We start from the raw sequence: 13,125 nt of genomic DNA, 5'->3' as shown, positions 1-13,125 counted from the left end.
CTGGTATCCCGTACCGCAACCGGAGCGGATCCGGCTCAGCTCGGGCGACCGGGAAAAGCGACAGTCAGCGGGGTGACGCCGGCGGTCTTGCGCCACCGTGTGGCGCGTACGGCGTACTCGACGAGGGCGGCCAGCGCCTGGTCGCGGTCGGCGCCGGTGGTGGAGGCCAGCGCGGCCCGCCAGTGCGCCGCAGTCCGCTCCTCCACGTCGACGGCCAGTCGCAACGCAGTTGCCCGATCGGTGACGGCGAACGGCAGCGCGTACCCGGCCCGGTCCGGCGGCACGGTGCCGCCGGTGGTGCTGAGCTGCACCACCAGCGCGTCGCGCCGGCGTCGGTGCGCGGCCTCGGCCTGGCGTGCGGCGTCGCGGGCCGCCCCGGTGAGCCGGACGCCGATGCGCCCGTAGGCGTAGATGGCCGCGTACTCGGCGGAGAGGGCGGTGGCGAGCGCCTCCGCGGCGGTCGGCTGCCTCACTTCAGTGCCTCCTGGTGGGTGGCCCGCGCGGCGGCGATGGAGCCGAGCAGCGCGGCGCGTTCCGCCGGGGCGGACGCGCAGGCGGCGGTGGCGGACTGCTGGGCGGTCTTCTCCAGCGCGCGGAGGGCGGCCAGCGCGCCGGCCGGGTCGGTCGCCGGGGTGGTGCTCGGTGCGGCGGCGGGCGCGGAGGGGAGCGGGACGCCGATGACCCGGGCGAGCTCGGTGGCGTGCGCGGTGTGCGTCTCGGCGATCGGATCGAGGCGGCCGGCCAGGTCCGGGTGGGTCACGGCGCTCTCCCGGTACGCGGCGGCCAGGCCGAGCGACTCGTCGACCATCGGTCGTAGCGGGTCTGGTGGCGGTGTCGGCTCGTCGTCCCGATCGAAAAGATCACAGCCGGCCAGCGGGGCCACGCTGGTGCCGAGCGCCACCAGTGCCCCGGCACGCAGGAGGTTTCGCCGGGAATGTCCGGATGCATGGTCGCGCTGTGTCGTTCTGCCGATCCCCACCGGGCAAGTCAACACCATCCGCGCCGCTCCGGGGGCCACCGGCGTCGGTGCGCCGCCCGGTCCGGCGACCGGCGGGCGCGTTACGCTCTGCGCAGCCGCCGGCGCGTCCGCTCCGGTGGCGTGCCGGCATGGCGGGACGAGCGTCCCGGTCGACCAGTGAGAGGGTGCGGAGATGACACAGCGTGGCCGTGCCACCAGGTCGACGGGTCGACCCCGCGACGCCGCGGGTCCCCGCGGCCCGCGCGACACCACCGGCCCGCGCGGCGGCGGTGATCTCGCCGCGCGACGCACCCGGCTGCGGGCCGTGATTGAGCCGGTGGTCAACGACGCGGGCTACGACCTGGAGGACCTGTCGGTCTCCCGGGCCGGTCGCCGGCACGTGGTGCGGGTGATCGTGGACACCGACGGCGGGATCGACCTGGACGCCGTCGCCGACGTCTCCCGGGCGGTCTCGGCCGCTCTGGACGCGGCCGAGGAGGCCAGCGGCGACATCCTCGCCGGGGAGTACCAGCTCGAGGTCAGCTCGCCGGGTGTGGACCGGCCGCTCACCCTGCCCCGGCACTGGCGGCGCAACGTGGGTCGGCTCGTCAAGGTCACCGTCCGGGGCGCGGTCGCGCTGCCCGGCCAGCGCGGTGAGCAGCCCTCCGGGGACCGCCAGCTGACCGGCCGGGTGGTCGGGGCCGACGACGAGACAGTGCAGCTGGAGACCGACGCCGGCCGGGACTCCTGGGCGTACGCCCAGTTGGGGCCGGGCCGGGTTCAGGTCGAGTTCACCCGCCTCGCCGAGTTGGGCGAGCCGGACGACGAGATCGACGACGCGGACGACTCGGACGAGATCGACGATTCAGACGACATCGACGACGAAGATGATGTGGAGGACGAGGAGAGGTGAACATCGACCTCGCGGCGCTACGCGCACTCGAGCGCGAGCGGGAGATCCCGTTCGACACGATTCTCGCGGCGATCGAGACCGCGTTGCTGACCGCCTACCGGCACACCGACGGCGCTGAGCCGCACGCCCGGGTGGAGATCGACCGCAAGTCCGGCGCTGCCCTGGTGTACGCGCAGGAGATGGACTCCGACGGCAGCCTGGTGCGGGAGTGGGACGACACCCCGCACGACTTCGGCCGGATCGCCGCCATGACCGCGAAGCAGGTGATCCTCCAGCGGCTGCGGGAGGCCACCGACGAGGTGCACTTCGGCGAGTACGTGGGCCGCGAGGGTGACCTCGTCACCGGCGTGGTGCAGGCGCACGAGACGCGGATCGAGAAGGGCATCGTCAGCGTCGACCTGGGCAAGCTGGAGGGCGTGCTGCCGCAGTCCGAGCAGGTGCCCGGCGAGCGGTACGCGCACGGCGAGCGGATCCGCTGCGTGGTGGTGCACGTGGCCAAGGGCATGCGCGGGCCGCAGATCACCCTGTCCCGGTCGCATCCGGCGCTGGTCAAGAAGCTGTTCGCGCTGGAGGTTCCGGAGATCGCCGACGGCACGGTGGAGATCGGCGCGATCGCGCGTGAGGCAGGTCACCGTACGAAGATCGCCGTACGCTCCACCACCGCCGGGGTGAACCCCAAGGGCGCCTGCATCGGCCCGATGGGTCAGCGGGTCCGAGCCGTGATGAGCGAGCTGCACGGCGAGAAGATCGACATCATCGACTGGTCGGACGACCCGGCAACCTTCGTCGGCAACGCGTTGTCGCCGGCCAAGGCGCTGCGGGTCGAGGTCGTGGACCTGGCCGGCAGGGCTGCCCGGGTGACCGTTCCGGATTTCCAGCTCTCTCTCGCCATCGGCCGGGAGGGGCAGAACGCCCGTCTCGCTGCCCGTTTGACCGGTTGGCGGATCGACATCCGTTCCGACGCGGAGCAGGCCGCGCCGGCCGCACGTGGCGGAGCTGATCAGGTACCGGAGCCGGGCGGCGCGATCTCGGGCAGCTAGGGGTAGACTTCCTCCAGTGGTACGACGCGCGCAGCCGGAGCGCACCTGTGTGGGTTGCCGGAAGCGTGCGCCGGCCAGCGAATTGCTGCGGGTCGTCGCGATCGGGGACGAGGCTGGTTACAGCCTCCGGCCTGATCCGCTCCGCAGGCTGCCGGGTCGGGGAGCGAACATGCACCCGGATCCGGCCTGCTTCGCGCTGGCGGTGCGGCGCCGAGCCTTCGGGCGAGCGCTGCGCATCACCGAGGTCCTCGACCACGGTGTGCTGGCGGAGCACGTCGATGCGCCAACCACTACGTCCGGTCAGCCCGACCGGGCGAGGGTCGCTAGCAAGGTAGGACGACCGACATGAGCACACGATGAAGTCCCTGAAATGACCAGGCTTCAAGTGCACGAGTGAGGTCGCTGCGGGTGCTGCCCGCACGACCTCGGAGTGAGGAGTGCAGTGGCAGGCAAGGCCCGCGTACACGAGCTTGCAAAAGAGCTCGGGGTCGAGAGTAAGACCGTTCTCGCCAAGCTGAAGGAAATGGGCGAGTTCGTGAAGTCCGCGTCCAGCACCGTCGAGGCGCCCGTCGCCCGACGACTGCGTAACGCATTCGTCGCGTCGACCGGTGCTCCGGCGCCGGCCGCCCCGTCGGCGCCCGCGTCGGCGCCGGCTTCGACCCCGAGCCCCACGCCGTCCCCGACCCCGGGCGCGCCCCGGGTCTCGGCCAAGCCGATGCCGCCTCGGCGGCCGGCCGCGCCGGCACCCGGTCCGAAGCCCAAGGGGCCGGTTCCCGGTGCCCCGCAGACGGTGACCCCGGTCGCCAAGCCGGCGAGTGCCCACGACATCGAGGTGGCGGCCGCGGAGGCGCGTGCCGCCGCGCTGAAGGCTGAGCAGGAGGCCGCGGTCAAGGCCGCGCAGGCCGCCCGCCAGCAGCAGCGGGACAACCCCGTTCGCCGGGAGCCTCCGGCAGACGGCGGTAACCGGCCCGGTCCTCGGCCGGGTCCCGCGGCGATGCCGCCCCGTCCCGGTTCGCCGGCAGCTCGTCCGAGCACGCCGGCTCCCGGTCCGGGTGCCCGGCCGGGCGGTCGTCCGCCGGCGCGCGGTGCCGGTAACAACCCGTTCGGCATCCAGGGTGGCCAGCAGCAGCGGCCCCCGGCCGCCGGTGCGGGTGGCCCTCGGCCCAACAGCCCGGCGGGCATGCCGCCGCGGCCGAGCCCGAACTCCATGCCGCCGCGGCCCAGCCCGGCGTCCATGCCGAGCCAGCGTCCGGCTGCCGGTCGCCCCGGTCCCGGTGGCGCCGGTCGTCCCGGTGGCGGCGCAGGTCGTCCCGGTGGCGGTGGCGGCGGTTTCCGTGGCGGTCCCGGCGGTGGCGGCGGTGGCGCCGGTGGCGGCGGTTACCGCGGCGGCCCTGGTGGCGGCGCGGGTGCCGGCGGTGGCGGTGGCTACCGTGGCGGTCCCGGCGGCGGTGCGGGTGCTCCCGGTGGCGGTTTCCGTCCGGGTGGTCCGGCCGGTGGCGGCGGTCGTCCGGGTGCGGGCGGTCGTGGCCGTGGCGGCGGCGCCGCGGGTGCCTTCGGGCGTCCGGGTGGTCGGCCGACGCGCGGTCGCAAGTCCAAGAAGCAGCGCAGACAGGAGTTCGACAACCTGTCGGCTCCGACCATGAGCTCGGGTGCTCCCCGGGGTCAGGGTCAGGTCGTCCGGCTCTCCCGTGGCGCCTCGCTGTCCGACTTCGCGGACAAGATCAACGCCAACCCGGGTTCGCTGGTCCAGGAGATGTTCAACCTGGGCGAGATGGTGACCGCGACCCAGTCCTGTTCTGACGACACCCTGCACCTGCTGGGTGAGCACCTGGGCTTCGACATCCAGATCGTCAGCCCGGAGGACGAGGACCGCGAGCTGCTCGCGCAGTTCAACATCGACCTCGACGCGGAGGTGGCCGAGGAGCGTCTGGTCAGCCGTGCGCCGGTGGTGACCGTCATGGGTCACGTCGACCACGGTAAGACCAAGCTGCTCGACGCCATCCGTAAGGCGAACGTCGTGGCCGGTGAGGCGGGTGGCATCACCCAGCACATCGGTGCCTACCAGGTCCACGTCCCGCACGAGGGCGAGGACCGGGCGGTCACCTTCATCGACACCCCGGGTCACGAGGCGTTCACCGCCATGCGTGCTCGTGGCGCCCAGGTCACGGACATCGTGATCCTGGTCGTCGCGGCCGACGACGGTGTGATGCCGCAGACCATCGAGGCGTTGAACCACGCCAAGGCGGCCGACGTGCCGATCGTGGTCGCGGTCAACAAGGTCGACAAGCCGGAGGCCAACCCGGACAAGGTTCGCCAGCAGCTGACCGAGTACGGCCTGGTCGCCGAGGAGTACGGCGGCGAGACCATGTTCGTCAACGTGGCAGCCAAGCCGGGCATCGGCATCGAGGAGCTGCTCGAGGCCGTCCTGCTGACCGCCGACGCGTCGCTGGAGCTGACCGCTCCGATCGACGGGCCGGCGCAGGGTGTGGCCATCGAGGCGCACCTGGACAAGGGCCGCGGTGCGGTGGCGACGGTGCTGGTGCAGAAGGGCACCCTGCGGGCGGGCGACTCGATCGTCGCCGGTGGGGCGCACGGCCGGGTCCGGGCCATGCTCGACGAGAACGGCAACCAGCTCTCCGAGGCTGGGCCGGCGCGTCCGGTCATGGTGCTGGGTCTGACCGCGCCGCCCGGCGCGGGAGACACGTTCCTCGCCGCGGCGGACGACCGCACGGTGCGGCAGATCGCCGAGCAGCGGCAGGCACGGCGGCGGGCGGCGTCCTTCGCCAACTCCCGTGGTCGGGCCACCCTCGAGACGCTCATGGAGCAGCTCAAGGAGGGCGAGAAGACCTCGCTCAACCTCATCCTCAAGGGCGATGTCTCCGGTTCGGTGGAGGCCCTGGAGGACGCGCTGTTCAACCTCGACATCCCCGAGGAGGTCCAGCTCAAGGTCCTCGACCGGGGCGTCGGCGCGATCACCGAGAGCAACGTCATGCTCGCGAGTGCCTCGTCCGAGCCGGTCACGATCATCGGCTTCAACGTGCGGGCCTCGAACAAGGTCCGTGAGATGGCCGACCGCGAGGGCGTGGAGATCCGGTACTACACCGTCATCTACCAGGCCATCGAGGAGATCGAGGCAGCGCTCAAGGGCCTGCTCAAGCCGGAGTACGAGGAGGCCGAGCTGGGCAGCGCGGAGATCCGCGACGTCTTCCGCTCGTCCAAGATCGGCAACATCTCCGGTTGTATCGTCCGGTCGGGCATCATCCGACGCAACGCGAAGGCTCGGCTGCTTCGGGACGGGACGGTCGTGGCGGACAACCTCACGATCACCTCGCTCAAGCGGTTCAAGGACGACGCCACCGAGGTCCGCGAGGGCTTCGAGTGTGGTCTGACCCTGGGTGGTTACAACAACGTCCAGGTCGGCGACGTCATCGAGACCTTCGAGATGCGGGAGAAGGTTCGCGCCTGATCCGGCAGTGACACGCTGATCAAGGGGTTTACGCCGACCGGCGTAAACCCCTTGATCATGCGGGGTGGGTTACCGGTATCGTCCGGAGCGATGTTCACCGGAACCGCGGTCTTCGACCTGCTGCTGCCGGGCGACTCCCGGTCGCTCAAAGCCAAGAGATCATATGTACGGCCGATCGTGGCGGCACTGCGCCGCTTCGAGGTTTCGGCCGCCGAGGTGGGTGCGCACGACCTGCACGGTCGGGCGCAGATAGCGGTGGCCGTGGTGGCCGCCGAGGCGGTGCACGTCCGCGAGGTGCTCGACTCCTGCGAGCACCTGGTGGCCGCTCGCCCGGAGGTCGAGCTGCTGTCGGTCCGGCGCCGGCTGTACGGCGTGGACGACGACTGACCAGGGTGCCGACGGTGCCGGGCGACCGGTGCGGGCCACGAAGGTAGTGTTCGAGATGTTGGCCGGTCGGCCGGCGGCCCCACGGTCGTCGGCGGCCGGGAGCAGGACGCCGTGGAGGTGGCGAGATGTCTGATCCGGCCAAGGTACGCCGGCACGCGGAACGGGTGCGCGAGCTGGTCGCGTCGGTGGTGCGGAGCCAGATCAAGGACCCGCGGCTCGGCATGATCACCATCACCGACGCCCGGATCACCGCGGATCTGCGCGACGCGACGGTCTTCTACACGGTGCTCGGTGACGCGGTGGCCCAGGCGGACACGGCGGCGGCGCTGGAGAGCGCCAAGGGGATGCTGCGCAGCACCGTCGGCAAGGCCCTCGGGCTGCGGCACTCGCCGACGCTCACCTTCGTCCTCGACGACGTACAGGACCAGGTCAAGCACATCGACGACCTGCTCGCCGCCGCCCGTAACGCCGACGCCGAGGTGCAGCGCCTCGCCGCCCAGGCGAAGTACGCGGGCGAGGCGCAGCCGTACCGGGTCGACGACGAGGACGACGACGAGGCTGATGAGGCCGACGAGGCCGACGAGGTCGCGGACAACCCCCGGGGTGGGGAAGCGCGGTGACCGGCAGCGCCGGCACCCAGCTCGCCACCGCGATCGGCGCCGGCCCCGCCGAGGCGGACTGGGCCGCGGCCGAGGCGCTGATCCGTGCCCTCCCGCCGACCGGCCGGGTGCTGCTGATCTGTCACATCAACCCGGACGGCGACGCGCTGGGCAGCATGCTCGGCTTCGGTCTGGGTCTGCGCCGGTTCGGCGTACACCTGTTGCAGGCGACCTTCCCCGGGCCGCCGGAGGTGCCCGAGCCGTTCCGGGGTCTGCCCGGCCTGGATCTGCTGGTCCCGGCGAGCGCCGCGGACCCGGATCCGGATCTGGTGATCTGCTTCGACGCGGCGAGCGAGTCGCGCCTCGGCGAGCTGGCCGGGCGGCTGTCGGCGGCGGGTTCGTCGCTGGTGCTCGACCACCACGCCTCCAACCCCGGCTTCGGCACGGTCAACCTGATCGACGCCAGGGCCGCGGCGACGTCGGTGGTCGCCGAGCAGTTGTTGGCCCGGCTCGGCGTACCGCTGGACCGGGCCGTCGCCGAGTGCCTGTACGTGGCGCTGACCACGGACACCGGCTCGTTCCGGTTCGAGGCGACGACCCCGGCGGTGCACCAGTTGGCCGCCCGCCTGCTGGCCACCGGCATCTCGCCCGGGGACATCTCCCGGCGGGTCTTCGACACCCGGCCCTTCGGGGCGGTCCGGCTCTTCGGCGAGGTGCTCGGCAGGGCCCGGCTGGAGCCGGCGGCGGCCGACGGACGAGGGCTGGTGTGGACCTTCGCCACCCTGGACGACCTGGCCCGCCACGAGCAGCGGCCGTACGTGCTGGAGGCGCTGATCGACTCGGTGCGCTGCACCGCTGAGGCGGACGTGAGCTGCGTGCTGAAGGAGACCGCATCCGGCGACTGGGCCGTGTCGATGCGCAGCAAGGGCGCGGTCGACGTCAGCCGGGTGGCGGTCGCGCTGGGCGGGGGCGGGCACCGCTTCGCGGCCGGGTTCACCGGCCGGGGCTCCGTCGAGCAGGTGGTCGAGGCGATCCGCGGCGAGCTGGGCGCGGCCCTGATCGACACCGCCGCCTGACTGCGAAGATCAGGGTCAGCTCCGGGGGGTGTTGGTCTTCCGACACTCCGTATGACCGGGAAGAATTGCGGGATGGAACAGCCGCACGACCTCACCATGGAGGCCCCCCGAGTCTGGGACCGGCCTGCCGTCTCCGTCCCGGTTCTCGTCTGCCTGTCGCTCGTCGGTGGGCGGTTCGCGTCGTTCTCGACCGAGGCCAATCTTTACACGCTCGGCACCGGCGGGGTGCTGATCTGGCTCGGTCTGAGCAACCGCGTGCCGCGCCGGCCGGCGCCGCGCCGGTTGGGTGCGGGAGCGGCCTGGTGGGCGTTGCCGGTGGTGGTCTTCGGCGTCTTCGAGGGCGCTACCTTCGTCATGGCCGTCGGTGACGACTTTCCCACCTTCTCCCGGCTGGCCGACCCGCTGCTGGAGGACAGTCTGACCCGTTCGGCAGCCTGGTTCGCCTGGCTGGCGGCGTTCTGGGGGCTGGTGCGGCGATGATGCGGGCGTTCGCTATCGGTGGTTTCCTCGTCTCGCTGGCGCTCTTCGCCGTGGTCGAGTGGCTGGCCCGGCGGGAGGGTTCCCGGATCCCCACCCTGGGTGAGGTCTGCGCGTACGTGATGCGCTACGAGGTCGGCCCGGTGCCGGTGGGCCGTATCGGTCTGTTCGGTTTCTGGTGGTGGCTAGGGTGGCACTTCCTGGCCCGCTGAACCGGGTCGGCGGGTGCCCAGATGATGGGAACCGTAAGCAGCATGTGGACCTGAACGATAACTTGGGAGGCGACCGGCAGCGCGCTGCGGTGCAGGTCGTGGGTGGTGGTGCCACACCTCGCGCTGCCTTCCTCCAGGGTCGCACCGACCCGGGCTCACGCTGCCCAGCCGGCTGCTCCGGTAACCCCGGACCGCCGTGGGGCGCGCAGTAAGACCGCCCGTGAGGGCTGCCGTTGTCGGCGGCTCGCACCCTGGAAGGAGCGCCACCATGCCGAAGAAGCCCAAGCCGGAAACCACCGACGACGCCCGCGAGCAGGCTCGCCGCGCACTCCAGACCTCGATGGACACGCGTCAGTGACCCGAGGCGCCAGGCGGTGACGCCGTCGACGCGACGCGTCGACAACGTCACCGCCTGTCCGGTTTGATGCCCCAACCCGGTTGCCGCTCATGATCGGCGCCGTCCTCAGCAACTCCGCCGAGGTGACTGTCCCCTCGGGCCAGAAGCACCGACCCGCCCGATGACCGGCCGAAAAGACGGCCGGGGCGGCCGGTCTCCCGCCCTCCCCGGCCGCCCGCAGAAGCCGCTCAGGACAGGAACTTGTCCAGGGCGGCCTCGATGGTTCCGGAGTCCGGCGCCGCGTACGCCTTCATCGTGGACTTGTCGTACGAGATGATGCTCGGGCACCGGTTCGCCGGGCCGGTCACGGTGCCGCCGTCGCCGATCTTCTCGGCAGTCTTGGCCGCGTAGAAGGTCAGGGTGTAGCGCGACGAGACGTAGTCGACGGTGACCTGCTTCTGGGCGCTGTCCTTGTACTGGCACTTCTTCGGCGTGCCCTGGCTGCCTTCCTCGAACTTCAGGCAGCCGACCACCGACACCTTCTCGTACTCATCGCTCTTGGCGTAGTAGGGCTTGCTCGAGCCGACGAACTTCGACGACCAGAACGTCGGCCGGTCAGGGTTGTTCGAGAACGTGTACGCCTTGGCGCCGGCCGGTCCGCTGTAGGGGGCCGCGTTCAGGATCTGGCTGCCCTCGCAGACGTTCGACAGGTCGCTGGAGAAGCGGGCCGTCATCGAGTTGTTGTCGTTCGGCTGGTCCGACTGGGCGGGCGTGGGGGAGGCCGCCGCGTCCGGCGTGCTGCCCGTGTCGGTGCCGGGGGTGGGGTTCGGGCCTGCGGATGCGGTCGCGCCGGGCTCGTCGTCGTCAAAGGCGAGCACGAGCCCGACGCCGGCGCCGCAGATGGCGAGCACGAGGACCACCGCGCCGGCGACGAGCCCGATGATCAGGCCCTTGTTCGACTTCTTCGGCGGCGGAACGGGGGCTCCGTACGGGGGCATCGGGGCCCCGTACTGTGGCGCCGGGGCTCCATACTGTGGCGCCGGGGCTCCATACTGTGGCGCCGGGGCGCCGTACTGCGGGGCCGCCGGTGGCTGCTCGTAGGGGGGGTAGCCGCCCTGCTGCGGGGCTGGCGGCCCGCTCCAGGGTGTGACGTTGGGGTCTGGCTGCTGCCCTTCGTACGGGGGGTAACCGTTGCTCACTGTAAGCCCTATCGGTGTCAAAAATGTGAACCACATGCGTGGGAGTCCCGATCAGGGTAGTGACCGCCGCAAGTGGGTGCCCTGGCAGGCGACTTCGGCGGACTGGCTCTCCTCGCTGTTCCCATTGAGTGAGAGATTTGTAAGCGCCCACTGCTCTTGTACTCCTTACAGTGGTCGTGCCAGGATCGGCGGCGATGAGCCAACAAGCCACCACCGGCACCCCGACGGCCACCAACGGGCCAGCCTCGCCGCGCCGGATCGCCGCACTCGCACTGCCGGCCCTCGTCGTGCTCGCCGCCGAGCCGCTCTACGTGCTCGTCGACACGGCCGTGGTCGGGCACCTCGGCCGGGTGCCGCTCGCCGCGCTCGCCGTCGGCGGCACCGTGATGACGCTCACCGCGTGGGTCGGCACCGTGGTCGCCTACGGCACCACCGGCCGTTCGGCCCGCCGCTTCGGCGCCGGCGACCGGGCGGCGGCCGTGGCCGAGGGCGTCCAGTCGTCCTGGCTGGCGCTCGGTGTCGGGCTGCTGATCGCGGTCGGCATGCAGTTCGGCGGGGGCGCACTCGCGCGTACCCTCGCCGGCGGTGGTGGCGAGGTGGCCGACGCCGCCGCGCACTGGCTGCGGATCGCGGCCCTGGGCGCTCCCGGCCTGCTGCTCGCCGCCGCCGGCAACGGCTGGCTGCGCGGTGTGCAGGACACTCGCCGCCCGCTGATCTTCGTGCTCGGGCCCAACCTGCTCTCCGCGCTGCTCTGCCCGCTGCTGGTCTACCCCGTCGGGCTGGGCCTGATCGGATCGGCGATCGCCAACGTCGTCGCGCAGACGCTCTGCGGGGTGCTCTTCGCGGTGGCACTGGTCTCCGAGCGGGTGTCGCTGCGCCCCCGGCCCCGAGTGATCCGCCAGCAGTTGGTGCTCAGCCGGGACCTGCTGATCCGGGGCGTGGCGTTCCAGGCCAGCTTCCTCTCGGCGACCGCGGTCGCCGCCCGCTTCGGCGCCGCCGCCGTCGGCGCGCACCAGATCGCCCTGCAACTCTGGTTCTTCACCGCGCTGGTGCTCGACGCGCTGGCCATCGCCGCGCAGTCCCTGGTCGGCGCCGCGCTCGGCGCCGACGACGACGCGGGCGCGCGGGCGCTGGCCCGCCGGATCGGGCTGCTCGGCGGCATCTGCGGCGTCGCGTTCGCGCTGCTCATCGCCGCCGGCGCCGGCGTCGTGCCGTCGTGGTTCAGCTCCGATGCGCAGGTACGCGAGCAGGCCATGGTGGCCTGGCCGTGGTTCGTCGGGATGCTGCCGCTGGCCGGGGTGGTGTTCGCCCTCGACGGCGTGCTGATCGGCGCTGGCGACGTGCGGTACCTGCGCAACCTCACCATCGTGGCGACGCTCGGCGGCTTCCTGCCGGCCATCTGGCTGGCCTACGGGCTCGATCTCGGGCTGGGCGGCATCTGGGCCGGGCTCACCCTGTCCGTGGTGATCCGCCTGGTCGCTCTGCTGCTGCGAATGCGCGACGGCCGTTGGGCGGTGGTCGGGGCCGTCCGCTGACCGACGCCTGCGTCTGGCAGGCTTGGCCGACGTGAGCACCGATGGTCTGATCGTGGTCGACAAGCCCGGCGGCATGACGTCGCACGACGTGGTGGCGCGGATCCGCCGGCTGGCGAAGACCCGGCGGGTCGGGCACGGCGGCACCCTCGACCCGATGGCCACCGGTGTGCTGATCATCGGCGTCGGCCGGGCCACCCGGCTGCTGACCTACGTGATCGGCGCCGGCAAGAGCTACACCGGCACCATCCGGCTCGGCCAGGCCACCGTCACCGACGACGCCGAGGGTGACGTGATCGCCACCACGCCGGCCGGCCAGGTCACCGACGACGCGATCCGGTCGGCGCTGGCAGCACTGGCGGGCGAGGTCGACCAGGTGCCGAGCGCCGTCAGCGCCATCAAGATCGACGGGCAGCGGGCGTACAAGCGGGTCCGTGACGGGGAGAGCGTCGAGCTGCCCGCGCGGCGGGTCACCATCTCCCGGCTGGAGGTGCTGGCGATCCGCCGCACCGAGCCGGACGTCGTGGACGTTGACGTCGACGTGACCTGCTCGTCGGGGACGTACATCCGGGCCATCGCCCGGGACGCGGGCCTGGCGCTCTCCGTCGGTGGGCATCTCACCGCGCTGCGCCGCACCGCGGTGGGCGGCTTCACCCTCGCCGAGGCGGCGACCCTCGACGAGCTGGAGCAGCGCTCCCCGGACGTGGTGAACCTGCCGCTGGACGCGGCGGCCGACCGGTTCTTCCCCCGGCGGGAGGCGACGCCCGACGAGGCGCGGGTGCTCGCCCACGGAGGGCCGCTGGACCCGGCCGGCCTCACCGGCCCGTACGCCGTGTTCGGACCGACCGGCGGCCTGATCGCTATCGTCAGCGAGCGGGACGGGCGAGCCCGCGCGGAGATCGTGCTCGCCCCGGCCTGAGACCGGGAGG

14 protein-coding genes are annotated in these 13,125 nt (G+C 72.3%); 11 read left to right on the top strand and 3 right to left on the bottom strand.

Going from position 1 to position 13,125, the window contains the following annotated elements; translation table 11 throughout:
• Positions 1–35 precede the first annotated feature (35 nt).
• Positions 36–473: a ferritin-like domain-containing protein gene (locus ABZ780_RS11100; RefSeq protein ID WP_357012078.1), complete on the bottom strand. Its 438-nt coding sequence runs from the start codon at positions 471–473 to the stop codon at positions 36–38.
• Complete coding sequence (locus ABZ780_RS11095; protein WP_357485656.1) at positions 470–997, bottom strand: hypothetical protein; 528 nt, start codon at positions 995–997, stop codon at positions 470–472. The genes ABZ780_RS11100 and ABZ780_RS11095 overlap by 4 nt, the downstream gene beginning before the upstream one ends.
• A gap of 154 nt (positions 998–1,151) precedes the next feature.
• On the opposite strand from ABZ780_RS11095, the gene rimP reads away from it, so the two are divergent.
• From rimP to ABZ780_RS11050, 9 genes are all read left to right on the top strand, one after another.
• On the top strand, positions 1,152–1,871 hold the full coding sequence (gene rimP, locus ABZ780_RS11090) for a ribosome maturation factor RimP (RefSeq protein WP_357485654.1): 720 nt from the start codon (positions 1,152–1,154) through the stop codon (positions 1,869–1,871).
• Complete coding sequence (nusA, locus tag ABZ780_RS11085) at positions 1,868–2,911, top strand: transcription termination factor NusA (protein WP_357012084.1); 1,044 nt, start codon at positions 1,868–1,870, stop codon at positions 2,909–2,911. The genes rimP and nusA overlap by 4 nt, the downstream gene beginning before the upstream one ends.
• Positions 2,912–2,927: 16 nt before the next feature.
• A complete protein-coding gene (locus ABZ780_RS11080; RefSeq protein ID WP_357012086.1) occupies positions 2,928–3,260 on the top strand; it encodes a YlxR family protein in 333 nt (110 codons plus the stop codon).
• A gap of 93 nt (positions 3,261–3,353) precedes the next feature.
• Entirely contained in the window at positions 3,354–6,377 is a 3,024-nt protein-coding gene (infB, locus tag ABZ780_RS11075; RefSeq protein WP_357485653.1) for a translation initiation factor IF-2, read from the top strand.
• A gap of 90 nt (positions 6,378–6,467) precedes the next feature.
• Entirely contained in the window at positions 6,468–6,764 is a 297-nt protein-coding gene (locus tag ABZ780_RS11070; RefSeq protein ID WP_357485651.1) for a DUF503 domain-containing protein, read from the top strand.
• A gap of 125 nt (positions 6,765–6,889) precedes the next feature.
• Positions 6,890–7,384, top strand: a complete 495-nt coding sequence (rbfA, locus tag ABZ780_RS11065) for a 30S ribosome-binding factor RbfA (RefSeq protein ID WP_357485649.1) — start codon at positions 6,890–6,892, stop codon at positions 7,382–7,384.
• Positions 7,381–8,439, top strand: coding sequence for a bifunctional oligoribonuclease/PAP phosphatase NrnA (locus ABZ780_RS11060; RefSeq protein WP_357012096.1), 1,059 nt, complete (start codon positions 7,381–7,383; stop codon positions 8,437–8,439). Before rbfA ends, ABZ780_RS11060 begins: the two co-directional genes overlap by 4 nt.
• A 72-nt stretch (positions 8,440–8,511) precedes the next feature.
• Positions 8,512–8,919 (top strand): hypothetical protein, encoded by a 408-nt coding sequence (locus ABZ780_RS11055; RefSeq protein WP_357012098.1) that lies wholly within the window; start codon positions 8,512–8,514, stop codon positions 8,917–8,919.
• Entirely contained in the window at positions 8,919–9,128 is a 210-nt protein-coding gene (locus ABZ780_RS11050; protein WP_357485648.1) for a DUF6186 family protein, read from the top strand. The genes ABZ780_RS11055 and ABZ780_RS11050 overlap by 1 nt, the downstream gene beginning before the upstream one ends.
• A gap of 585 nt (positions 9,129–9,713) precedes the next feature.
• Here ABZ780_RS11050 and ABZ780_RS11045 read toward each other — a convergent pair.
• A complete protein-coding gene (locus tag ABZ780_RS11045; protein WP_357012104.1) occupies positions 9,714–10,463 on the bottom strand; it encodes a hypothetical protein in 750 nt (249 codons plus the stop codon).
• A 395-nt stretch (positions 10,464–10,858) separates the two neighbouring features.
• Here ABZ780_RS11045 and ABZ780_RS11040 point away from each other — a divergent pair, with 395 nt between their 5' ends.
• Together ABZ780_RS11040 and truB are read left to right on the top strand one after the other, a co-directional pair.
• Entirely contained in the window at positions 10,859–12,199 is a 1,341-nt protein-coding gene (locus ABZ780_RS11040) for an MATE family efflux transporter (protein ID WP_357012107.1), read from the top strand.
• 31 nt (positions 12,200–12,230) lie between these two features.
• The gene (gene truB / locus ABZ780_RS11035) at positions 12,231–13,115 is read left to right on the top strand and encodes a tRNA pseudouridine(55) synthase TruB (RefSeq protein WP_357012110.1); all 885 of its coding nucleotides are present in this window, start codon (positions 12,231–12,233) and stop codon (positions 13,113–13,115) included.
• The last annotated feature ends 10 nt before the right edge of the window (positions 13,116–13,125 follow it).

It is taken from the genome of Micromonospora sp. NPDC047467, assembly GCF_040643095.1.
Classification (GTDB): Bacteria; Actinomycetota; Actinomycetes; order Mycobacteriales; family Micromonosporaceae; genus Micromonospora.
Note: the sequence above shows the minus strand (reverse complement) of the source record. Positions and strands in the feature narration are given on the sequence as shown.